24 protein-coding genes are annotated in these 22,329 nt (G+C 70.5%); 17 read left to right on the top strand and 7 right to left on the bottom strand.

Annotated elements, in window-relative coordinates; genetic code table 11:
* Window positions 1–62: 62 nt before the first annotated feature.
* On the bottom strand, window positions 63–923 hold the full coding sequence (locus tag ACYVAQ_RS07930; protein ID WP_460787977.1) for a uracil-DNA glycosylase: 861 nt from the start codon (window positions 921–923) through the stop codon (window positions 63–65).
* A gap of 121 nt (window positions 924–1,044) precedes the next feature.
* On the opposite strand from ACYVAQ_RS07930, the gene ACYVAQ_RS07925 reads away from it, so the two are divergent.
* Window positions 1,045–2,058: a cytochrome c oxidase assembly protein gene (locus ACYVAQ_RS07925; protein WP_460788104.1), complete on the top strand. Its 1,014-nt coding sequence runs from the start codon at window positions 1,045–1,047 to the stop codon at window positions 2,056–2,058.
* A 3-nt stretch (window positions 2,059–2,061) separates the two neighbouring features.
* On the opposite strand, the gene ACYVAQ_RS07920 is transcribed toward ACYVAQ_RS07925, so the two are convergent.
* Window positions 2,062–3,144, bottom strand: a complete 1,083-nt coding sequence (locus tag ACYVAQ_RS07920) for a PLP-dependent cysteine synthase family protein (RefSeq protein ID WP_460787974.1) — start codon at window positions 3,142–3,144, stop codon at window positions 2,062–2,064.
* Between the two features lie 26 nt (window positions 3,145–3,170).
* Complete coding sequence (locus ACYVAQ_RS07915) at window positions 3,171–3,692, bottom strand: hypothetical protein (protein ID WP_460787972.1); 522 nt, start codon at window positions 3,690–3,692, stop codon at window positions 3,171–3,173.
* A 324-nt stretch (window positions 3,693–4,016) separates the two neighbouring features.
* On the opposite strand from ACYVAQ_RS07915, the gene tuf reads away from it, so the two are divergent.
* Window positions 4,017–5,204: an elongation factor Tu gene (gene tuf / locus ACYVAQ_RS07910; protein WP_460787969.1), complete on the top strand. Its 1,188-nt coding sequence runs from the start codon at window positions 4,017–4,019 to the stop codon at window positions 5,202–5,204.
* 89 nt (window positions 5,205–5,293) lie between these two features.
* On the opposite strand, the gene ACYVAQ_RS07905 is transcribed toward tuf, so the two are convergent.
* On the bottom strand, window positions 5,294–5,491 hold the full coding sequence (locus tag ACYVAQ_RS07905; RefSeq protein WP_460787968.1) for a hypothetical protein: 198 nt from the start codon (window positions 5,489–5,491) through the stop codon (window positions 5,294–5,296).
* Between the two features lie 93 nt (window positions 5,492–5,584).
* Entirely contained in the window at window positions 5,585–5,914 is a 330-nt protein-coding gene (locus ACYVAQ_RS07900; protein WP_460787967.1) for an ArsR/SmtB family transcription factor, read from the bottom strand.
* Between the two features lie 95 nt (window positions 5,915–6,009).
* Between ACYVAQ_RS07900 and ACYVAQ_RS07895 the strand changes: the two genes are divergently transcribed.
* The 5 genes from ACYVAQ_RS07895 to ACYVAQ_RS07875 all read left to right on the top strand — a co-directional run bounded on the left by ACYVAQ_RS07895 (window position 6,010) and on the right by ACYVAQ_RS07875 (window position 11,320).
* The gene (locus ACYVAQ_RS07895) at window positions 6,010–7,200 is read left to right on the top strand and encodes an MFS transporter (protein WP_460787966.1); all 1,191 of its coding nucleotides are present in this window, start codon (window positions 6,010–6,012) and stop codon (window positions 7,198–7,200) included.
* Between the two features lie 212 nt (window positions 7,201–7,412).
* Complete coding sequence (locus tag ACYVAQ_RS07890; RefSeq protein WP_460787965.1) at window positions 7,413–7,637, top strand: hypothetical protein; 225 nt, start codon at window positions 7,413–7,415, stop codon at window positions 7,635–7,637.
* Window positions 7,634–9,160: a sodium:solute symporter family protein gene (locus ACYVAQ_RS07885; RefSeq protein ID WP_460787964.1), complete on the top strand. Its 1,527-nt coding sequence runs from the start codon at window positions 7,634–7,636 to the stop codon at window positions 9,158–9,160. Before ACYVAQ_RS07890 ends, ACYVAQ_RS07885 begins: the two co-directional genes overlap by 4 nt.
* Window positions 9,161–9,191: 31 nt before the next feature.
* Window positions 9,192–10,532, top strand: a complete 1,341-nt coding sequence (locus ACYVAQ_RS07880; RefSeq protein ID WP_460787963.1) for a M20 family metallopeptidase — start codon at window positions 9,192–9,194, stop codon at window positions 10,530–10,532.
* An 11-nt stretch (window positions 10,533–10,543) separates the two neighbouring features.
* Entirely contained in the window at window positions 10,544–11,320 is a 777-nt protein-coding gene (locus tag ACYVAQ_RS07875; RefSeq protein WP_460787962.1) for an SDR family NAD(P)-dependent oxidoreductase, read from the top strand.
* A 24-nt stretch (window positions 11,321–11,344) separates the two neighbouring features.
* Here the strand turns inward: ACYVAQ_RS07875 and ACYVAQ_RS07870 are convergent, their stop codons facing one another.
* Together ACYVAQ_RS07870 and ACYVAQ_RS07865 are read right to left on the bottom strand one after the other, a co-directional pair.
* Window positions 11,345–12,349, bottom strand: a complete 1,005-nt coding sequence (locus ACYVAQ_RS07870; RefSeq protein WP_460787961.1) for a helix-turn-helix transcriptional regulator — start codon at window positions 12,347–12,349, stop codon at window positions 11,345–11,347.
* Between the two features lie 177 nt (window positions 12,350–12,526).
* A complete protein-coding gene (locus ACYVAQ_RS07865; protein ID WP_460787960.1) occupies window positions 12,527–14,122 on the bottom strand; it encodes an APC family permease in 1,596 nt (531 codons plus the stop codon).
* Between the two features lie 231 nt (window positions 14,123–14,353).
* Here ACYVAQ_RS07865 and ACYVAQ_RS07860 point away from each other — a divergent pair, with 231 nt between their 5' ends.
* The 10 genes from ACYVAQ_RS07860 to ACYVAQ_RS07815 all read left to right on the top strand — a co-directional run bounded on the left by ACYVAQ_RS07860 (window position 14,354) and on the right by ACYVAQ_RS07815 (window position 22,326).
* A complete protein-coding gene (locus tag ACYVAQ_RS07860) occupies window positions 14,354–15,643 on the top strand; it encodes a class-III pyridoxal-phosphate-dependent aminotransferase (protein ID WP_460787959.1) in 1,290 nt (429 codons plus the stop codon).
* Complete coding sequence (locus ACYVAQ_RS07855; protein WP_460787958.1) at window positions 15,640–17,217, top strand: aldehyde dehydrogenase family protein; 1,578 nt, start codon at window positions 15,640–15,642, stop codon at window positions 17,215–17,217. The genes ACYVAQ_RS07860 and ACYVAQ_RS07855 overlap by 4 nt, the downstream gene beginning before the upstream one ends.
* Window positions 17,218–17,220: 3 nt before the next feature.
* Complete coding sequence (locus ACYVAQ_RS07850; RefSeq protein WP_460787957.1) at window positions 17,221–17,820, top strand: BMC domain-containing protein; 600 nt, start codon at window positions 17,221–17,223, stop codon at window positions 17,818–17,820.
* Complete coding sequence (locus tag ACYVAQ_RS07845) at window positions 17,820–18,341, top strand: hypothetical protein (protein ID WP_460787956.1); 522 nt, start codon at window positions 17,820–17,822, stop codon at window positions 18,339–18,341. Before ACYVAQ_RS07850 ends, ACYVAQ_RS07845 begins: the two co-directional genes overlap by 1 nt.
* Window positions 18,341–18,595, top strand: a complete 255-nt coding sequence (locus tag ACYVAQ_RS07840; RefSeq protein ID WP_460787955.1) for a EutN/CcmL family microcompartment protein — start codon at window positions 18,341–18,343, stop codon at window positions 18,593–18,595. Before ACYVAQ_RS07845 ends, ACYVAQ_RS07840 begins: the two co-directional genes overlap by 1 nt.
* Window positions 18,596–18,681: 86 nt before the next feature.
* The gene (locus tag ACYVAQ_RS07835; RefSeq protein WP_460787954.1) at window positions 18,682–18,963 is read left to right on the top strand and encodes a BMC domain-containing protein; all 282 of its coding nucleotides are present in this window, start codon (window positions 18,682–18,684) and stop codon (window positions 18,961–18,963) included.
* Between the two features lie 80 nt (window positions 18,964–19,043).
* The gene (locus ACYVAQ_RS07830; RefSeq protein WP_460787953.1) at window positions 19,044–19,691 is read left to right on the top strand and encodes a hypothetical protein; all 648 of its coding nucleotides are present in this window, start codon (window positions 19,044–19,046) and stop codon (window positions 19,689–19,691) included.
* Window positions 19,691–20,689, top strand: a complete 999-nt coding sequence (locus tag ACYVAQ_RS07825; protein WP_460787952.1) for a phosphotransferase enzyme family protein — start codon at window positions 19,691–19,693, stop codon at window positions 20,687–20,689. The genes ACYVAQ_RS07830 and ACYVAQ_RS07825 overlap by 1 nt, the downstream gene beginning before the upstream one ends.
* Window positions 20,690–20,707: 18 nt before the next feature.
* The gene (gene fabG, locus ACYVAQ_RS07820) at window positions 20,708–21,481 is read left to right on the top strand and encodes a 3-oxoacyl-ACP reductase FabG (protein ID WP_460787951.1); all 774 of its coding nucleotides are present in this window, start codon (window positions 20,708–20,710) and stop codon (window positions 21,479–21,481) included.
* A gap of 65 nt (window positions 21,482–21,546) precedes the next feature.
* Window positions 21,547–22,326 (top strand): GntR family transcriptional regulator, encoded by a 780-nt coding sequence (locus ACYVAQ_RS07815; RefSeq protein ID WP_460787950.1) that lies wholly within the window; start codon window positions 21,547–21,549, stop codon window positions 22,324–22,326.
* Window positions 22,327–22,329 lie beyond the last annotated feature (3 nt).

The raw sequence follows: 22,329 nt of genomic DNA, 5'->3' as shown, positions 1-22,329 counted from the left end.
CAGACGGACATCGACGTCAATCGCTGACTTCGAGCGTCAAGCGGGAACGCGATCCCCTGGTACTACTGAGAGGTGTCGGCGTCGGACCCCGCGCCCAGCACGGCGGCGCGGTGGAGCACGGCGTCGAGCATCGGCTCGGTGAGGCGGCCGGTGAAGGTGTTCTGCTGGCTGGGGTGGTAGCAGCCGAGGAGGGTCACCGATCGTCCGTCGCCGGTGAGCGTGGCCTCGGCGCCGTGGCCGAAGCGCGGCTTCGGGCGGGCGACCTGCCAGCCGAGAGCGGCGTACGCACGCAGCGTGGCGTCCCAGCCGTAGCCGCCGAGCGCCACGACCACGCGGACGTGGTCGGCGAGAAGGCGGAGCTCCGCCTCGATCCACGGTGAGCACGTGTCGCGCTCGGTGGTGGTCGGCGCGTTCTGGGGCGGCGCGCACCGCACGGTGGCGACCATCCGGGTGTTGATCAGCTCGAGGCCGTCGCCGGCGTGCGCGCTGGTGCCCTGCGTCGCCAGCCCCACGCGGTGGAGCGACGCGAACAGCCAGTCGCCGCTGCGGTCCCCGGTGAACAGCCGGCCGGTGCGGTTGGCGCCGTTCGCAGCCGGGGCGAGGCCGACGACCAGGATGCCGGCGCTGGCCGGGCCGAGGCCGGGGACGGGACGTCCCCAGTAGGGCTCGCCGGCGTACGACGCCCGCTTGGTCCGCGCCACGTCCTCCCGCCACCGGACCAGTCGCGGGCACGCGCGACAGACGCTGATCCTGGCGTCGAGCTCGGCCAGGTCGGCGCCGCGCGCGAGGCGGCGTACCTGGGCCGCGGTCCTCGCCACGGGCGTCTGCTCGGTGGCCGGCTCGTCCGGCCACCCGGTGCCCGGCGTCACCGGCGAGTCGAACAGCTCGCCCGTGATGGGGTGCGGCAGCAGGGGTTCGCTCACTGCTCCATCCTGCAGCAGGCGCCCGGGTCGGTGACGTCACACGCACGCCGGCGAAGTGATCGCCAGCGCCGGGGGAGATGCTGGTCGCGAGCACGAGTGAGGCGGAGGCGCAGTGGACGGCATGGATATGGGCGGCATGGACATGGGTGGCGGTCTGCCGCAGCTGACCTGGGGCCGGTTCGCCGGCACCTGGCAGCTCGAGCCCGGCTGGCTGGCGGCCTGCCTGCTGCTGGTCGCGGCGTACCTCTACGCCCGCCGCCGCGCGGGCGCCGCGTCCACCGTGCGCGGCTGGCGAGTCGCCTGCTTCATCGGGGGCGCGGCACTGCTGTGGGTGACCGTCGCGTCGGCGGTCGGCGCCTACGCCATGTCGCTGTTCTGGATGCACATGGTCCTGCACCTCACGTTGATCATGGTGGTGCCGGCCCTGCTCGTCCTCGGGCACCCCGTCACGGTGATCGTCGAGGCGCTGCCGCCCGCGCGCCAGGAGCGGCTGCGCGCCGAGCTCCGTCGCTTCCCGCTCAGCTGGATCTCCCAGCCCGCCACCGGCATGGTCGTGTACGCCGGCACGATCGTCGCCACCCACCTCACCGGCTTCATGGACCAGATGGCCCAGCACGCCTGGCTGATGACCTCCGAGCAGGTCCTGTACGTCGTCGCCGGGTTCCTGTTCTTCCTGCCGCTGATGGGCGAGGAGCCGATCGGGTCGAACCCGTCGTACCTGTTCCGGCTGATCCTGCTGTTCATCGCGATGGTGCCCGACACCCTGGTCGGGGTGGTGCTGCTGCAGACGAACCACGCGCCGTTCCCGGTGATGCTGGGGATGCGGCCGGACTGGGCGCTGGCCGCGGTCGACGACGTCCACGTCGCCGGTGGGCTGATGTGGGCGGCGGGTGACGGCCTGATGATGATCGTCGCCGTCGGCATCATGATCAGCGCGGTCACGTCGCCGTCGAAGCGGCAGAACATGACGGGCAGCTGGATGGAGGGCGCGCGCCGCGCCACGCTGATCAGCCACGTCGAGCAGAGCGGCGCCGACGTCGACGCGGGCCTGGTGGACGCCGACAGCGACGAGGCGCTCGAGGCCTACAACCGGATGCTCGCGCGGCTGCGCGACCACGACGCCCGCGACCGCTGACGGCTACGGAACGGCCAGCTCGCCGCTCGCGTCGTACGCCGCCAGCGCGGTCGCGTACGGCGCCAGGTCGATGCCCTTCGCCGCCACCCACGCGTCGTCGTAGTACGACGACAGGTAGCGCTCGCCCGCGTCGCAGAGCAGCGTGACCACGGACCCCTCGACGCCGCGCGACCGCATCGAGGCCATGACGCCGAGCGCCGCCCAGACGTTGGTGCCGGTGGACGGGCCGACCTTGCGGCCGAGCCGCTCGGAGAGCCAGCGCATGGTTGCGATCGACGCGGCGTCGGGCACCCGGACCATGTCGTCCACGACCCCGCCGACGAACGAGGGTTCCACCCGGGGGCGTCCGATTCCCTCGATCATCGAGCCACGCGCCTCCGCGGTCGAGGTGTCGTCGAGCCAGCCCTGGTAGAAGGCCGAGCCCTCGGGGTCGGCGACGAGCAGCCGGGTGGGGAGCCGGCGGTAGCGCAGGTAGCGGCCGATCGTCGCGGACGTGCCGCCGGTGCCGGCGGACACCACGATCCAGGCCGGCACCGGGTGCAGCTCGCGGGAGAGCTGGTCGAAGATCGACTCCGCGATGTTGTTGTTGCCGCGCCAGTCGGTCGCCCGCTCGGCGTAGGTGAACTGGTCCATGTAGTGGCCGCCGAGCTCGGCGGCGAGGTCGCGCGCGGCGTCGTACACCTCGGAGGGGGTGTCGACGAAATGGCAGCGGCCGCCGTACCACTCGATCAGGCCGACCTTCTCCGGCGACGTCGAGGAGGTCATCACGGCCACGAACGGCAGGCCCAGGAGCCGCGCGAAGTAGGCCTCGGACACGGCGGTCGAGCCCGACGACGCCTCGACCACCGTGGAGCCGGCGTGCAGCCACCCGTTGCAGAGCGCGTAGAGGAACAGCGACCGCGCGAGCCGGTGCTTGAGCGATCCGGTGGGGTGGACCGACTCGTCCTTCAGGTACAGCTGGACGTCGCTGCCGCCCGGCAGCGCCACGGCGTGCAGGTGGGTGTCGGCCGACCGCTGCGCGTCGGCCTCGACCCGGCGTACCGCCTCGTCGATCCAGGCGCGATGCTCGGCGGTCAGGTGCGGCATGGCCGCACCCTAGCCTTCTCCGCTCGTCAGGCCTGCGGCCCGTTCTTCCGTACGTCGGCGACCGACTGCATCGCGGTGCGCAGCTGCTCCAGCCACTCGTCCTGGTGCTGGCCGACCAGGCGCACGCACCACGCCAGGGCGTCGGCGCGGGACTTCGCGACGCCGGCCTCGACCAGGGTGTCGAGCACCAGCCGCTGGGGCTGCCGAAGCCGGGTCATCACCGGCGCCGCGACGTGGGTCCACAGCTCCTCGTGCTCCCCGACCACGACGCCCCACGACACCTTGCGCTCGAAGCGGTGCTGGGCCTCGCGGGCGATCTCCATCCGCGCCTCGCGGGTGTTCTCGCGGAACGCCCGCGCACGTCCGGCCCGCGTCTCGGCCGCCTCGGCGGGCGAGGCGTCGTCCGTCACGTTCGCGTCGGCGATCGTCAGCACCACCGTGATCTCCTCGCGGTCCACGGTGATCCGCGGTGCCGCGCTCGTCCAGTCCTCGGGGAGGCGGCCGGTGAACCAGCCGCGCACCCGCTCCGCGAGTTCGTTTGTAATCATGTAATCATCATTACACCGCTGGTCAAGGGCGCGCGCAGGAGCCGCAAAACCGGTGGCGAGCCGGCCGGCCGTCGCCGTACCGTCCTGGCCATGCACGCCGCCCGCACCGCTCTCCCGGCAGGTCTCCTGTCGGGCGTCGAGCCCTGCGCGGATGCGGCCATCGCGATCATCCCGGCGGCCGGCGCGCGACGCTGACCCTCCTCCCGTTCCAGCGGGGCTGAAGGAGGAGGGTCGTCCTTCCTCCGGCCCCGGGCGGGCGGCACCGTCGGCACGCCGCCGCGCATCCGTCGTACGCCGACGTACCGACTCACAGGAAGCACCACCATGGCCAAGAGCCAGTTCGTGCGCACCAAGCCGCACCTCAACATCGGGACGATGGGACACGTCGACCACGGCAAGACCACGTTGACCGCCGCGATCACCAAGGTGCTCGCGGACGCCGACCCGGACCAGAACACCTTCGTCGCCTTCGCCGGCATCGACCGGGCGCCGGAGGAGGTCCAGCGGGGGATCACCATCAACATCGCCCACGTCGAGTACGCGACGGCGACCCGTCACTACGCCCACGTCGACATGCCCGGGCACGCCGACTATGTCAAGAACATGATCACCGGCGCCGCCCAGGTGGACGCCGCGATCCTCGTCGTGTCCGCGCAGGACGGCGCGATGCCGCAGACCCGCGAGCACGTGCTGCTCGCGCGGCGGGTGGGCGTGCCGTACCTGGTCGTCGCGCTCAACAAGTCCGACGCCGTGCAGGACGCGGAGCTGCTCGACCTGGTCGAGCTCGAGGTGCGCGAGCTCCTCGGCGAGTACGGGTTCCCCGGCGACGAGGTGCCCGTCGTCCGCGTCTCGGCGCTTCAGGCGCTCGAGGGCGACCCGCGGTGGACGCAGTCCGTCCTCGACCTGCTCCAGGCCGTCGACGACTACGTGCCGCTGCCGCAGCGCTCGGTCGGCGACCCGTTCCTGATGCCGATCGAGAACGTCCTGACCATCAGCGGTCGCGGGACGGTCGTGACCGGTGCGGTCGAGCGCGGCACGCTGCGGGTGGGCGACGCGGTCGAGGTCGTGGGTCTCGGCCCGACCGTCGCGAGCGTGGCGACCGGGCTGGAGACGTTCGGCCGCACGCTCGACGAGGTCCAGGCCGGCGACAACGCTGCGGTCCTGCTGCGTGGCGTCCGCCGCGAGGACGTACGCCGTGGCCAGGTGCTCGTCGTCCCGGGCTCGGTGACGCCGCACGCGCGCTTCGCCGCGGACCTGCACGCGCTGAGCGCGGCGGAGGGTGGCCGGCACACGCCGTTCGCGGCCGACTACCGTCCGCAGTTCTTCATCCGGACGACCGACGTCTCCGGGGCGATCGAGCTGCAGGACCGGGACGTGGTCATGCCGGGCGACACGGCCGCGGTGGTCGTCCAGCTCGGCAAGGCGGTCGCGATGGAGGTCGGTCTGGGGTTCGCCGTCCGTGAGGGTGGGCGCACCGTCGCCGCCGGCACGGTCACGGCCCTGCTCGACTGATGCCGACGTACCCCGCAACGCGCCGATCCCCGGTCCTCGTCGAGGGCCGGGGATCGGTGGTGTTGCCGGAGGGAGCGGAGTCTTCGGGGTCAGCCGGCGATGAGCAGGTCGGCCGCCGAGCGCAGCGCGGCGGCCGCGTCGCGGTGGCCGACGACCGTGGCCGGCGTCGAGGACCAGTACGGCGTCGCCGCCAGCTCGTCCGCGGCGAGGGCCTCCTCGCTGCGGGCGAGCTCGAGCAGCATCGTGCGGATGCGGCTGACCGTCGTGGTGTCGGTCTGGGTGCTCATGACGGTCCGCCTTCCTGGGTGCTCGGGCGCGTCGTGCCGAGTCAACGAGGGAAGGACCCCGGAGGTCACCGGGTTGATACGTAATTCGTGCCGTCAGTCGGCGGCGCGGACGATCGCGGACAGCACGCCTGGGTACGCCGCCTCGACGTCCTCGCGGCGCAGCCGCTGGTGGGTGTTGCCGCCGATGACGACCCGCTGGATGACGCCGGCCTCGCGCAGCGTCTTGAAGTGGTGGCTCGCGGTGGACTTGCCGATGCCGTCGTAGAGGGCGCTGCAGGCGACCGGACCGTCGGTGCCGGCCAGGCGGCGCACCATCTCGAGCCGGACCGGGTCGGCGAGCGCGGCGAGCACGTCCTGCAGGCCGGCGACCGGGGTCAGCTCGCTGTCCCTGCTCAGGTCGCTGGCCGGATCCGTGGCACGCATCATGCCCTCCTCGGAATAGTTCGATGGTGATCGAACTTGTCGTCTGTGTCGTGGTTCGACACCCATCGAACACCATCCGGACGAGAGGCATTCCCATGAGCACGCTCTCCATCCGCCGGGCGCGGGCTGTTCCGGCGTACCCCCTGTTCATCGCGCTGATGGCCGTCGCCCTGGGCGTCTCCGGTGCACCGGCGCCGCTCTACGGGCTCTACGAGGCCAAGTTCCAGCTCGCGCCGATCACCACGACCGTCGTGTTCGCGGTCTACGCCTTCGGCGCCCTCGCGGCGGTCCTGCTCGCCGGCGTCGTGTCCGACCGGGTCGGCCGCAAGCCGCTGCTCGTCGGTGCGGTCGTCGCGATGATCGTCGGGCTGGCCGTGTTCATGACGGCCCACGGCGTGGCCGCGCTCATCGTGGCCCGTGCCCTGCACGGCGCCGCCGTCGGTACGACGGTCGTGGTCGGCTCCGCCGCTCTCCTCGACCTGCGTCCGGAGCACGGAGCCCGCAGCGGCCACCTGACCGGGATCATGTTCAACGTCGGCATGGCGGTCACGATCCTCGGCGCCGCGCTCCTCGCGCAGTACGCGCCCGACCCGCTCGTGACGCCGTACGCCGTCGTCGCGCTGGTCGTCCTCGTCCTGCTGTTCGCGCTGCTGGGCGTCCCCGAGCCGCACGCCGGGCGCGGGTCCGCGCCGCTGCGGATCGCCCGCCCCGGCGTACCGGCGAGCATCCGGGCGGACTTCCGGTTCTCGGTGCTCGGCGTGATGGCGGCGTGGTCGGTGCTCGGGGTCTACCTGTCGCTGTTCCCCGCGTTCGCCGGGCAGAAGACCGGCATGCACAGCCTCGTCTTCGGCGGCCTCGTGGTCGCCGCGATGGCGGGCGCCGCCGCGGTGAGCCAGGCGTTCGGAGGCCGGCTCGTCCCGCGCCGGGCCGCGATCATCGGCGACTTCACCACGGCCGCCGCCCTCGGCCTGAGCGTCGCCGCGCTCGACACCCACCGGCCGGTGCTGGTGGCCGGCGCGGCGGTGATCATGGGGCTCGCGTTCGGACTCGCGTTCGGTGGATCGCTGCGCCACCTCGGCGGCGTCGTGCCGGCCGGCCGCCGCGGCGAGGTCATGTCGGCGTACTACCTGCTCGCGTACGGCGCCATGGCCGTCCCCACTATCCTCGCCGGCTGGGCCGCCACGACCTGGGGCCTGGCCGCGGTGTTCCCGTGGTTCACCGCCGCCGTCGCCCTGGCCTGCATCTCGGCGGGGGTGCTGGGGCTGCGGTCGCGCACCGACGGCTGAGCCCACCAGGAGAGCCCTGCATCGAATCACCCGTCGACCGCCTCGCGGCATCCGTCAATTGACGGATTCCCGAGGGGCGGAGGGCGGGTGATTCGCGCATTCCGACCGATGCCGGAGCGGGGTCGCCGGAGCTTACGTTCGCAGGAACTCAGTTCCGTGCTTCGGAGGTTCCAATGACATCAGCCATCAGATCAATGTCGAGCAGGACGAAGATGGGCATCTTCTGGGCCCTCTTCGGCACCAGCATCCTGCTGGCCGTCGCGCCGCCGTTCTACCTGGCCGGCAGCGGCCACGCCACGCTCGTCCTCGGGGTACCGGTCAGCGTCCTGTACTGGATCGTCGACGCCCTGCTCGCGGTGGCCGCAGTGAGCCTGCTGTGGGTCTTCGAGAACATCCGCGGCGAGGTCGGCGACGAGTACGACGAGGTCGCGCGATGACCACCATGCACGGCTCGATGGCCGTGACCCTGGGCCTGCTGGCCGCGTTCTTCGTGCTCATCATCGGCGTCCTCTACGCCACCAACCGCGGCGCCAAGTCGTTCACCGACTACGCGGTCGGCGGCCGCTCCTTCGGCAGCTGGTTCATCGCGATGTCGTACACGAACTCGTGGTGGCCCGGCGCGACGTACACCGCCTTCTTCGGCCTGAGCGTGTCCGCCGGCGTGCTCGGCTTCTACGCGCTGGCCTACTCGCTGCTCGGCGTCACCGCGATGTACCTGATGGCGGAGAAGGCCTGGCTGTGGGGCAAGCGGTACGACCTGCGCACCCAGCCCGACATGCTCGGCCTGCGCTACGACTCCAAGGCGGTCCGGGTGATCGCGAGCGCCATCGGCGTGGTCTGCCTGTTCCCGTGGATCGTGCTCGGTATGCAGGCGATGGGCCTGATCTTCCGGTTCGCCAGCTTCGGGCATTGGTCCGTGACCACCTGCCTGATCGTGGGCGTGGCGGTCATCGCGGTCCGTCAGTTCTGGACCGTGCAGATGGGCATGCGCGGCCTGGTCATCACCGACCTGGTGCAGGGCCTGGTCGCCTACGGCCTGTCGGCGCTCGTCTGCCTCGGCATCCTGTTCGGTCCCGCCCACTCCGGCGGTTTCGGCGCCATCGGCCACCTGTCCGACGGCCTGCTCCGGGTTCCTGGCGACGGGGGGACCTATGGCCCCTGGTACCTCTTCTCGCTCATCGCCACCGGTGTCATCGGCTCGCTCTGCTGGCCGACCAGCTACCAGCGGATCTACACCGCCAAGGGCGTCCGCAGCGTCAAGAAGGGCACCCTGCAGACGATGTTCGTCGCGGGCGGTTTCTACCTGATGCTGACCCTGGTGGCCCTCGCTGCCGCGTCCGTCGTCGACGTCGCGGCCGCGCCGCAGGACGGCTGGTTCAGCGTGCTCTACGACCGCGGCGGCCAGTGGCTGCTCGGCATGGCGCTGGTGATCGTGCTGGCCGCGAGCATGGGCTGGATCGACGGATGCGTGCAGGTGTGCGGTGCGCAGATCGCCAACGACATCGTCCACGTCATCTCGCCGCGCAGCGACTTCCAGCTGAAGGTCCTGGCCAAGGGCTCGATGGTCTTCTACATGGGCGCCTCGGCCGTCGTGGCCTACCTCGCCTTCAACTACCCGCGGCTCCAGCTCCTCGCGCAGATGTCCTACCAGGGCATCGTCCAGCTGGCCGTGCCGATGTTCCTCGGCCTGTTCTGGAAGCGGGGCACGCGTCTGGCGGCCCTGTCCTCGATGGTCATCGGATTCGTGACGGCCGCGGTGCTGACGTGGAAGTACCCCGACGACATGCCCGGCCTGGGCAGCCTCACCAGCGGTGTCCTCGCCCTCGGCGTGAACCTCGTGGTGTACGTCGTCCTCAGCCTCGCCCGGCCGAACGACCGCGTCGAGAGTGCTCGCATCGACGAGCTCTTCGAGGCCGGCCGGTCCGGCTCGAAGCGTCCGCTCGCCGCCGCCCAGCGCTGATCGACCGACCATCTCGAGAAAGGAATCTGTCATGACCGAGACAACCCACGAGCGCACGACGGCCGACCGGGTCCTCGACGCCGTCGACGCACTCAAGGAGGACATGGTCCGCACCCTCTCGGAGGTCATCGCAATCCCGAGCGTCAACCCGAAGTACCCCGGCCAGGTGTACGACGACGTCGTCGGCCTCGAGGGGCGGGTGTCGCGGCTGGTCGCGGAGGTCTACCAGGACGCCGGCGCCGACGTCGAGACCTGGGCGGTCGAGCCGGGGCGTGACAACGCGGTCGGCACGCTGAAGGGCTCCGGCGGCGGCAGGTCGCTGATCTTCAACGGGCACGTCGACGTCGTACCTCCGGGCAACCCCGACCGTTGGGAGAGTGGTACGCCGTTCTCCGGGCGGATCGACGGCGACCGGATCTGGGGCCGCGGCGCGAGCGACATGAAGGCGGGTCTGGTCGCCCAGGCCTTCGCGGTCAAAGCCCTCGAGCGGGCCGGTGTCTCGCTGCGCGGCGACCTGATCATCCAGGCCGTCGTGGGCGAGGAGGTCATGGACCACGAGTGCGGAGTGAGCTCCACGCTGGATCACGGCTACCGCGCCGATGCGGCGGTCTTCGCCGAGCCGAGCGGGCCGACCACCCTCGGGGTCATACCGGTGACGCCCGGCCTGCTCTGGTTCTCGGTCACCGTGCGTGGCAAGGCGACGCACTCCTCCATGCGCGGGCAGACCATCCGCGCCGGCGGTGGCGGCAGTGCCGTCGGGGTCAATGCGATCGACAAGGGGATGCTCGTCTTCGAGGCGATGCGACGGCTCGAGGACGAGTGGGCCTTCACCAAGACCCACCCGCTGTTCGCCCCGGGTCACTTCACGATCCACCCGGGTGTTGTGCAGGGTGGCCCGCACGGCGTGCTCGTGCCGTTCATCCTCTCCGAGTACATGACCATCGAGTACTGCATCTGGTACCCGCCCCAGGACGACCCTGAGGTCGTCAAGGCGGAGGTGCAGGCCCAGATCGACGCGATCGCGCGCACCGACGGCTGGCTGCGCGAGAACCCGCCGGTCGTGGAGTGGAAGCTCAACTGGCCGGCGAACGACCCCGGTCCGGCGGCCCACGACATCACGGCTGCGGTCGCGTCGGCGCACGAGCTGGTCGCCGGGAACACGCCGTACCAGGGCCCGGCGCAGGTGGCGGGTTTCTGCGCGGTCGAGGACTGCAGCTTCCTCACCGCCGCCGGCATCCCGTCGATCAGCTACGGGCCCGGCGACCTCCGGGTGGCGCACGCCGACGACGAGTACTGCCTCATCGACGAGGTGCACACCGCCGCCCGCACCTACGCAGCGCTCGCACTCGACTGGTGCGGCGTCAACGAGTGAAAGGAACTCCCATGATCGACCTCAACGAGAAGTTCGCGGTGGTCACGGGCGGTGCATCGGGCATCGGCCGGGCGATCGCGCTGACACTGGCCGAGGCGGGTGCCACGGTGTACGTCGCCGACCTCACCGAGGAGGCGCGCGAGGGCGGCGACTCGACCGTCGACCTGATCGGCGCCCAGGGCGGCAAGGCCGAGTTCGTCCGGCTTGACGTCACCTCGAGCCGCAACGTCGACGCGGTCTTCGCCGACCTCGTCGAGCGCACCGGTGGTCTCGACATCCTGGTGAACAACGCGGGCATCCTCCGCGAGGGCTCGGTCGACGAGACCGACGACGACACCTGGCACTCGCAGTTCAACGTCAACGTGCACGGCACCTTCTACTGCACGCGGGCGATGGTGCGGGGGCTGCGAGCGGCGCACCGCCCGGGCAAGATCGTCAACATCAGCTCGATCAGCGCGTTCCGCGGCAACCCGGGCTTCGCGGCGTACTGCGCCGGCAAGGGCGCCGTCGCGAACTTCACCCGGCAGGTCGGCCTCGACTACGCGGCCGAAGGCATCAACGTCAACGCCGTCGCGCCCGGTTTCGTCGAGACCCAGATGACGGCCCTGTACGACGAGGCGACGCACAGCGCGCTCGCCGCGCAGACGCCGCGCGGGCGCTGGGCGGTACCCCAGGACATCGCGAACGCGGTGCTGTTCCTCAGCAGCTCGCTCGCCGACCACATCTGCGGCGAGAACCTGATGGTCGACGGGGGCTGGTCGATCGGCACCCCGGTCACGGTCGGCTGAGCCGCTCGTCCGGACGCGGGAGGATCAGTGGAGAGGGCGGTGGTCGAGGACCGGGATCGGGACGATCCCCTCGGCCACCGCCTTGCTCGCCGCTGCCACACGGGTCGCGCAACCGAGCTTGGCGAGGATGTGCTCGACGTGGGTCGCCACCGTTCGCGGGCTGAGGGACAGGACCCGGGCGATCTCGGGATTGGCCAGCCCTTCGGCGAGGAGGCTCAGGACCTCGACCTCGCGCGGGCTGAGGCTGTGCGGTGCTCCGGCGCGGCGCACCGTCACGACGGTGCCTCCCGCCAACCGGGTGAGCCGGACCTCGTGGCAGCGCCCGTCCCGACTCGTCCAGAAGTAGCGGTGCGGAAGGCCGTCGGGGCCGAGGGCGACGAGCTCGCGGGCCAGCGGTGCTCCGTCGGCCAGGATCTCCCCCCGCTGGCCGTCGTCGAGGTCGACCAGGTGCCCGTCGAGGGTCATCATCGCGGACGCGTCCGCGTCGGCGACCAGCTGTCGCCAGCTCGGGAGCGCGGCCGGGGCCAGCGCGTCGACGACCGGCGCGATGACCCGCTGCAGCGCCGCGAGCACGTCGACGGCACTGTCGCTGATCGGGAGGGGAGTGTCGGAGTTGAGGTGCAGCGCGCCCGTGTAGCGGCCGTCGCGGGTGAACATGCAGGTGGTGCTGCCCTCGCGGAACCCTGCCGGCATGAGCACCTCGTGGGCGCTGAACATCGCCTGGTAGCCGGGGATGTCGCACCAGCGCAACGGCGTGGGGTTGCGGTAGCGCATCGTCTGCCACGCGGGGTCCTCGGAGACGAAGCCCTCGTTGAGGTAGGTGAGGACCGTGTCCTCGTAGTTGACTGCCGAAACGGTGACGTGGGTGCGCTCGACCGGGTCGTACGCCGCGAGCGCGGCCGCCTCGAAGGGGATCGCCCTGTGCAGCCGCTCGAGCACCGCCGCTGCGCGGTCGGCGGCGGGCGCGGGCTCGGCGCAGATCGCCGCGATGTCGGCGATCAGGTCGACGGGCGAGACGACGTTGCCCATGGGACGCTCCTCCTGACGTACTCCAGCGTACGCGTCGAGCAGGGTGCCGCGAGCTCCTGCGATCTGTTCATCACGACGGTAGTGCTGCATCGCCGCGTTGTCGCGCGCAACGTCCGACACGACGTGCGCCCGCGGCCCCGGGAAGGGGCCTGCGGGCGACGTACGAGCGCTTCCTGGTCAGATGCGTTCCTGGGTGTCGTCGAGAACGACGCGACCGATGATCTCGAACCGTTCGGGGGCGAACTTGCGTGCCCACAGGGCGAAACCGATGCCGCCGATGCCGGCCACGCCGACGACCCACGGGGACATCTTGAAGATGATGTCGTTCGCGGCGCTGCCGGCGGCGAAGCCGGCGTTCTCGATGAGCAGGTAGATCACGTAGACCATGCCGATGCCGCCGATCAGCGGCGCGACGAGGGTCCGGAACCAGTTCGCCGTCTCGGGGTGCTTCTTCAGCACGTGGAAGTACGAGACGCAGGAGAACGCGGCCAGGGCCTGCACGATGAGGATCGCGGTGGTGCCCATGATGGCCATCAGGCCGTACAGCTGACCGTATGGGTCGCGGCCGGTCAGGAAGAAGAAGCCGACGATGGCCGTCGCCATCGCGGTCTGGGTGAAACCGGCGAAGTACGGCGAGCCGTGCCGCGGGTGCGCAGCCCCGAGCGTGCGGCCGAAGCCGGGGATCAGGTCCTCGCGACCGATCGCGTAGATGTAGCGGGACGCGCAGTTGTGGAAGGCCATGCCACAGGCGTAGGAGCCGGTCATCAGGAGGAACTGGAAGACCACGACGGCCCACTCCCCGAGGTGCTGGCGTACCGGGCCGAAGAAGATGTCGCCCGCCACGTTGGTGTCCTGGGCGAGGGCCACCGCGTTCTGCGGGCCGGTGCCGACGATGGCGGACCAGCTGACGATGACGTAGAAGATCCCGATGCCCAGGACCGAGAGCATCGTGGCACGGGGGATGATCTTCTTCGGGTTGCGCGACTCCTCGCCGTACATCGCGGTGGACTCGAACCCGACCCACGACCAGAACGCGAAGAACAGGCCGATGCCCGCCGAGCCGGCGACGGCGATCGTGGCTCCGGGGTGGCTCACGTCGGCGACGTTGCCGGACAGGCCGTGGAAGGCGTTGACCGGGTTGAGGGAGCCGAGCGACCAGCCCTGGGGACCGCCGCCGTTGACGAAGATGGAGACGGCCATTGCGCCGAGCATGACGATCTCGGTCACCAGGAAGACGCCGAGGACCTTCGCGGTGAGGTTGATGTCGTAGTAGGTGAGCAGCGCGTTCACCCCGAGAGCCAGCAGGGCGTACCAGATCCACGAGATGTCCATGCCGAGGTGCTCGGCGAAGAACCCCTTCGCGAAGAACGAGAAGATGCCGACCAGCGACGCCTCGAAGACGACGTACGCGAGCGAGGTCAGCGCTCCTGCGCCCATGCCGACGATCCGGCCCAGTCCGTGGGAGATGAAGCCGTAGAAGGCGCCGGTGGCCGTGATGTGCTTGGCCATCGCCGAGTATCCGAGGGCGAACAGACCCAGCACGATCGTGGCGACGAGGTAGTCGGCAGGTGCGTTCGCGCCGCTGCCGAAGCCGATCGCGATCGGCACGTTGCCGACCATGGCCGTGATCGGCGCAGCTGTCGCGACCGCCATGAAGATGACTCCGACGAGCCCGACCGCGTTGGGTTTGAGCCGCTGCACGCCGGCCTGGCTCGTCGGGTCGGACGACCCCGCCGGCGCCGTGGGCACCTGCGCCTCCTCCTCGATGGACATGGGTTCTCCTCTCGGTCCCGCGCCCGCACTGTCGCGGACGTGAGCTGGCTCACTGGGCGGTCGCATCGTGGTCCCTTTGGACCGACCAAATCAAGACCTTTGGCAGGAAAACATTTTCTTGTAACAAACCATTGACAGGAATGGTCAGACCAAATCAGGATGATCCTCGAATGAAGCGCCCGAACCGCCGGGCCGAGCGATCGGCCGGCGGCAGACCTGGTGGGATGGCGAATGCACGACTACGACGTGTTCAGCTTCGACTCCAAGGCCGAGGTCTTGGAGAAGTCGAAGCAGTACTGGAACCCGGACAAGACACAGTTCTGGACCGACAGCGGCATCGATCTGGTGATCGACCGCCGTGAGGACTACCTGCTCTGGGACATGGACGGGCGTCGGCTGATCGACGTCCACCTCAACGGGGGGACCTACAACCTCGGCCACCGCAACCCGGAGGTGATGGGCGCGGTCAAGGCGGCCATGGACCACTTCGACGTCGGCAACCACCACTTCCCCTCCATGGCGCGCGCCGCGCTCTCCGAGGCCCTGGTCGAGAGCGCTCCGGCGAGCATCACCAAGGTCGCCTTCGGCTCCGGAGGCGGCGAGGCCATCGACATCGCGCTCAAGAGTGCTCGGCACGCGACCCAGAAGCGCAAGATCGTCTCGATCATCAAGGCCTACCACGGCCACACCGGCCTGGCGGTCGCGACCGGCGACGACAGGTTCGCGAAGCTGTTCCTCGCCGACCGGCCCGAGGAGTTCCCGCAGGTCCCGTTCAACGACCTCGAGGCCATGGAGGCGGCGTTGCGAGGACGGGACGTGGCCGCGGTGATCATGGAGTCGATCCCGGCGACGTACGGGTTCCCGCTGCCGGAACCGGGCTACCTCCGCGCGGTCAAGGCGCTCTGCGAGAAGTACGACGCGCTCTACATCGCCGACGAGGTCCAGACGGGGCTGATGCGGACCGGTGAGCTCTGGTGCATCACCAAGGACGACATCGAGCCGGACATCATCGTCACGGGCAAGGGCCTCTCCGGCGGCGTCTATCCGATCACCGCCGCGCTGCTCAGCGAGCGGGCCGGCGCTTGGCTGTACGAGGACGGCTTCGGGCACATCTCCACGTTCGGCGGCTCCGAGCTCGGGTGCGTCGCTGCGCTGAAGGTGCTGGAGATCAGCCAGCGACCTGCCGTCCGCTCGATGGTGCACTACATCGCGGACGCGGTCGGCACACGGCTGCGCGAGATCCAGGCCGAGCTCCCCGACTGGTTCGTCGGCATCCGGCAGAACGGGGTCGTGCTGGGCCTGGAGTTCAACCACCCCGAGGGCGCCAAGTACGTCATGCGTGAGCTCTACGACCTGGGCGTGTGGGCGATCTTCTCGACCCTCGACCCGCGGGTCCTGCAGTACAAGCCCGGCATCCTCATGACACCCGACCTGGTCGAGGAGCTCCTCGACCGGACGGCGATCGCCATCGCGCGCGCCGCCGAGGCTGCATCCAGCTCACGTCGGAAGGCGACTCGATGACCACGACAGACGCCACGGGCATCGCCGCGGCCGGCCACCTGCTCGAACGTGCCCGGTGGGCCGCTCGTGCCTACGCCACCTACTCGGCAGCGGACGTCCAGCGGATCGTGCGGGCGGTGGCCGATGTCGCCTACGACCACGCGCGCGAGCTCGCCGAGGCCGCGGTCCGTGAGACGACCTTCGGCGTGGTCGAGCACAAGGTCCGCAAGAACGAGGCGTGCTCGCGCGGCATCCTCGAGCAGTACGCCGGCGACGACTTCGTCTCCCCGCGCATCGACCTCGACGCGAAGATCGTCGAGGTTCCGCGGCCTGCCGGCGTGGTCCTCGCGCTCACGCCATCGACGAATCCCGTCGCGTCGGTCTACTTCAAGGTCCTGCTGGCGCTGATGACACGTAATGCGGTCGTGATCAGCCCCCACCCGATGGCCAAGCGCTGCTGCAGCGACGCAGCGAGCCTGCTTGCCGAGGCCGCTGTCCGCGCCGGTGCGCCCGACGGTGTCGTCCAGTGGGTCGCCGAGCCGACTATCCCGCTGGTCGAGGCGCTGATGGCGGACGAGCGGACCGACGTCGTGCTCGCCACGGGTGGCACCGGGGTGGTGCGTGCGGCGTACGCCTCGGGCAACCCGGCCCTGGGTGTCGGGCCCGGCAACGTGCCGGTCCTGGTCGACGCGACGGCCGACGTCCGAGCCACCGCGCGGCGGATCGTCGACAGCAAGGCATTCGACAACTCGGTGCTGTGCACCAACGAGTCGGTGCTCGTCGTCGAGGACGCGGTAGCGGACAAGCTGCTGCGGGAGATGGAACGGGCAGGCGCCGCGCTGCTCGACGCTCCGGCCGCCCAGAAGCTGCGCGACTACATGTTCCCCGGCGGCCACTTGAATGTCGAGGTCGTCGGCAAGGACGCGGCCTGGATCGCGCAGCAGGCCGGCGTCCGGGTCGGGCCGAGCACGAAGGTGCTGCTCGCGCCCTTCGACGTGGCCGTGCCCGAGGAGCCGCTGACGCACGAGAAGCTCTCCCCGGTGCTCGGCGTGATCCGCGTGCCCGACGTCGCGTCCGGCATCGCCACGGCTCGTGCCGTGGTGAGGATCGCAGGCGCCGGCCACAGCGCCGCCATCCACTCCGAGGACCCCGCCACGATCATGCGGTACGCCGCGGAGGTGCCCGTCCTGCGTGTCGCGGTCAACGTCGGCAACAGCACCGGCAGCTCGGGCCTGGACACCAACCTGGCGCCGACGATGACGATCGGCACGGGCTTCGTCGGCCGCAGCGCGCTCGGCGAGAACCTGCAGCCGAAGCACCTGGTCGACTGGACCCGGATCGCCTACAACGCCGATCCGTCCGAGGTGATGGCGCGGTTCGACGGCGTGAGTCCCTGGCGCGACCACGGCACGCCCGTGCCGGCGTACCCCATCGCCTCGAACGACCCGCGGGGCGTGGCCGGTCGGAGCATCGACGTCGAGCGCGTCGCTGGACGTGTGTCTGCCCGTGCCGCGTCCCGCGGCGAGGACGCCGTGTTCCGCGACGAGGTCCGGCGGCTCGTCCTCGAAGAACTCTCTCAACTGATCAAGGGCTGACCCATGGCAGAACTGCGTTCCTTCATCTTCATCGACCGGCTCCAGCCGCAGACGATGTGCTACCTCGGCACCTGGATCAAGGGCACCCTGCCCCGCGCGCACATGGCGGCGCAGATCATCGAGGTCGCGCCCGGTCTGGACATCGAGGCCATCACCGACACCGCGCTGAAGCACGCCGAGGTGGCCGCCGGCATCCTCGTCGTCGAGCGTCAGTTCGGCTATCTCGAGTTCCACGGTGAGACCGGATCCGTCAAGGCGGCCGCCGAGGGCGTGCTGGACGCGCTGGACGCGGACCCCGGCAACGTCGTCGCGCCCCAGATCCTCGCCAGCAAGATCATCTCCTCGATCGACCACCAGCATGCGTTCCTGGTGAACCGCAACAAGATCGGCTCGATGGTCCTGCCGGGCGAGTCGATGTACGTCCTCGAGGTGCAGCCCGCGTCGTACGCGATCGTTGCGTGCAACGAGGCCGAGAAGGCCGCTGACATCAAGGTCGTCGACTACCGGATGATCGGCGCGACCGGGCGCGTCTACCTGTCCGGCAAGGAGGCCGACGTCCGCCAGGCGGCCGCAGCCGCCGAGGAAGCCCTGCGAGGCCGTTGATGTCGCAGCTGGGTCTCGATCTGCGTCCGCTGATCGCGGATGCGGTCAAGGACGTGGTCCGGGAGCTGGTCGCGGAGACGGTCGCTGCCGAGCTGCGTGCTCCTGCCCGACCCGCGGGCGCACCTCAGGCGCCTCCTCCGGCGGAGGCGCACGAGACCGGCGTCGCGGGCAGTGAGTACGTCACGGCGCCCGCGCTGCGGACCCGCGACGAGACGGTCGAGCTCACCACCGATGCCGACCTGGACGCGTTCGTACGGCGCCTCCTCGCGCTGTTCGAGAACCCGAAGAACCGTCAGGACATCCGGGCGGGGAGGTTGCGGTTCCGGCTGCGCACCCGCCGTACGCCGGGTGCCCCGGCCGGCCCGGCGCTGCTGGTCCGCAGCGGCGCGGTGACCGAACGGCAGGTCGCCGCGGCCCACGAGGACGGGAAGCGGATCGTGCTCGGTGCACGTGCCGTGCTGACGCCCCTGGGGCGCGAGAAGGCTCGCGCCCTGGGGGTCACCATCGAGAAGGAGCGCTGATGCAACGAGCAGTCGTGACCGGCAGTGTCTGGTCGACCAAGCGGATCGAGGGCCTGCCCAGCGGTGCGTTCCTCGAGGTGGAGGTCGACGGCGGCGGACGTCTCGTCGCCTTCGACGTCCTCGGCAGTGGGATCGGTGAGTCCGTCCTCGTCGCCCAGGGCTCGGTCGCCGCGTCCTGGTTCCCGGGCAGCGCGCCGCCTGTCGACGCGCTGATCATCGGCTCGATCGACGGTCCGTCCGGGCCGGCGTCCTGAGCCATCCGCAGCTGTCCCGCGTCGCCGACGCGCGGCACCAACCCGAGTCCCGTCCCGGGGACTCGTCACCACACAAGGAGGACCACATGTCCAGCACCGCCATCGGCATGATCGAGACCAAGGGCTTCGTGGCCGCGCTCGCCGCCGCCGACGCCATGGTCAAGGCCGCCAACGTCACGATCACCGACCGCCAGGAGGTCGGTGACGGTCTCGTGGCCGTCATCATCGCCGGCGAGGTCGGCGCCGTGAAGGCCGCGACCGAGGCCGGCGCGGAGACCGCGTCCCAGGTCGGCGAGCTCGTCAGCGTCCACGTGATCCCTCGCCCGCACGTCGAGCTCGGCAACCACTTCGACGTGAGCGCGAGCTGACGGGCGCACGCTCGGCCCGCTGACCCACCACCGCACCTGTCTCGCGCCCGCGCGAGGACGATGCCGACTGAGGAGTCGACATGACTGACACCGCATCCCGCACCGAGCTGCGGGTCTACCTCATGGTCGAGGACCTGCAGCAGCAGTTCGCGGCGTACCTGGGCACGCCCACGCGTGCCCGCGGCTACCCGCCGTTCGCCGGCGACCATGCCCTCATCATCGAGGTGGCTCCGGCGCTCGCGATCGAGCGGGTCATCGACCTGGCGCTACGAGCGGTGCCGGACGTCGAGCCCGGCATCCTCTTCGTCGAGCGGCAGTTCGGAGTGCTCGAGCTGCACGCCAGCTCGCTCGCGGACGTGGTCGCGGCCGGCGAGGCCGTGCTCGCCGGCACCGGCAGCTCGGCGGCCGACCAGCTCCGACCGCGCATCCTCTATCACGACATCATCGAGGACGTCAGCGACCAGCACGCGGTCATCCTGAACAGGAACCGGTCCGGGTCGATGGTCATGCCGGGACAATCTCTTCTCGTGTACGAGATGACACCTGCGCTCTTCGCCGCCGTCGCCGCCAACGAGGCGGAGCGCGTCGCGCCCGGCATCACGGTGGTCGACGTGCAGATGATCGGCGCGGCCGGACGGCTCTACCTGGCCGGGACCACCGCGGACGTGAAGGTCGCGCGCGACCGCATCACCGAGGTGCTCGAAGCGGTCGAGGGGCGGGACCACTGATGGCCGGGCCCACGGTCGCAGGCGTCGAGGACCGGGTCGCTCGGGCGACGCTGGAACGGCACGGCTTCGCCGAGGACGCACAGCTTCGAATGATCAACCTTTCCGAGAACGCGACGTACCTCGTGGAGGAGGGCGCAGGTGATCGCCGTGCGATCGTGCGCGTCCACCGGGAGGGCTACCACGGCCTCGACGCCATCCGCAGCGAGCTGGAATGGATGGCCGCACTGCGGCGCGACGCGGGGATCGCCACGTCGACCGTCGTACCCGCCCCGGACGGCGAGCTGGTCGTGAAGGTCGACGTCGACGGCACCGAGCGGTACGCCGTGGTCTTCGAGGTCGCTCCCGGCATCGAGCCGGACGACACCGTCCTGCGTGCGACGGACTTCGAGACCCTGGGTGCGATCACCGCCCGGATGCACGAGCACGCGCGCAGTTGGCGAGCTCCGGAGGGCTTCACCCGGTTCGCCTGGGACTGGGAGCACACCCTCGGTGACACGCCGCGCTGGGGCCGGTGGCGGGACGGGATCGGCGTCACCGACGAGGCACGCGTCGTCCTGGGTCGCGCGGCCGAGCTCGTGGGTTCCCGCCTGGCCGAGTACGGGCAGGGCCCGGACCGGTTCGGGCTCGTGCATGCCGACCTCCGGCTGGCGAACCTGCTGGTCCACGACGACACCACCACCGTGATCGACTTCGACGACTGCGGCTGGTCATGGTTCATGTACGACTTCGGCACGGCGGTGTCCTTCCTCGAGCACGACCCGCGGCTGGGTGAGTGGCAGGAGGCGTGGTTGCGGGGCTACCGCACCGTCACCGAGCTCGGTGCCGAGGACGAGGCGATGCTCGCCACGTTCACGATGTTGCGGCGGCTCCTGCTGGTCGCCTGGATGGGTTCGCACTCCCACTCACGCGAGTGCCAGGAGCTCGGTCCCGACTACACGGCGGGCAGCATCGAGCTCGCCGAGCGATACCTCGCGAGCGCCGGGCGCTCGCTCCTCTGAACTGGAACGGAGCAGCACATGTTCACCTCCATCGCCGGCCGATCCGTGATCGTCACGGGTGGTAGCAAGGGGATCGGCAAGGGCATCGCCACGGTGTTCGCCCGCGCAGGAGCACAGGTCCTGATCACGGGCCGCGACGCGACTGCGCTCGAGGCGGCGGTGGCGGACATCGGCGGAGACACGTCGTACGTGGTGGCGGACGTGAGCTCGCGGTCCGCCTGCGTGGAGATGGCGGCTACCGCTGTGGAGCGGCACGGCGGCATCGACGTCCTGTGCGCGAACGCCGGGGTGTTCCCGTCGGCGCGGTTGGAGGAGATGACCGAGGACGACCTCGTCGGGGTGATGCGCACGAACCTGAACGGCAGCATCTTCGCGGTGCAGGCGTGCCTGGACTCCCTGACGGCGTCGCGCCGGGGCCGGGTGGTGCTGACCTCGTCGATCACGGGCCCCCTCACCGGTTACCCGGGCTGGTCGCACTACGGGGCGAGCAAGGCGGCGCAGCTCGGCTTCATGAGGACCGCAGCTCTCGAGCTCGCCCCACGCTCGATCACGGTGAACGCCGTCCTCCCGGGCAATATCGCCACCGAGGGGCTCGACGGGCTCGGCTCCGACTACCTGGCGGGCATGGCGGCCAGCATCCCGCAGAAGCGGCTGGGCTCCGTAGCTGACATCGGCAATGCCGCGCTGTTCCTCGCGACCGACGAGGCTGCGTTCATCACGGGGCAGACCATCGTGGTCGACGGTGGGCAGACGCTTCCCGAGTCGCAGCAGGCCCTCGAGGAGATCGGCTAACGTCGGCTCTGGTCGGACCGTGAAGGATTTCCGGCCGGACCGATCCACCTTTGAGGAGGGTGTCGATGGCGATCGAGCACGCCGTGGCGGAGAACCTCCGTCGCCGGATGTTGACCGACATCGGCGCCGGGTCCCTGCCTCCCGGCGCCCGGCTCGGCAGCGAGCGTGAGCTCGCCGAGCACTACGGAGTGAGCCGCGCGACCCTTCGGCAGGTCCTGGCGGCCCTCGAGGAGGCCGGGCTGGTACGCCGAGCGGCGGGCCGCGGCGGCGGCACGTTCATCAGCCACGCCAAGGTGGAGCACGACCTCACCAAGGTGGTCGGAGTCCCGGCGTACCTGGCCCGCCAGGGGTATGCAGCCGGAACCCGGGTGCTGGCGACCCGGATGGGCGTGTGCGACGCCCCCACCCGCCGTGCCTTGCAGCTCGCCGAGGGCGAGCTGGTGCTCGACATCCAACGGCTTCGCCTCGCCGACGGCATGCCGTTCTCCCTCGACCACGCGCGGCTGCCGGCGGAACGCTTCCCGGGGCTGCTCGACCTCCCGCTCGGCGGCTCGATCTACGAGCTGTTGGAAACGACCTTCGACCTGCACATCGCGGACGCCGAGGAGACCATCGAGGTGGTGCATGCGACCGATGAGGAGGCCGCTCTGCTCGGCGTCTCGCCCGGTGACGCGCTCGTGAGCGTCACGAGGACGACGTACGACGATGCAGGCGTGCCCTTCGAGTTCTCCACGGACCTGTTCCGGTCCGATCGGGTGCGGATCACCCTGCGGACTCCGGGTCGCGGCATGCGCGACGACCGACAGGGCGAACCGCACTACGCCAGGATCGCGCCGGTCTCCTGACGA

The sequence above is a fragment of the Nocardioides maradonensis genome, from assembly GCF_054777115.1.
Note: the sequence above shows the minus strand (reverse complement) of the source record. Positions and strands in the feature narration are given on the sequence as shown.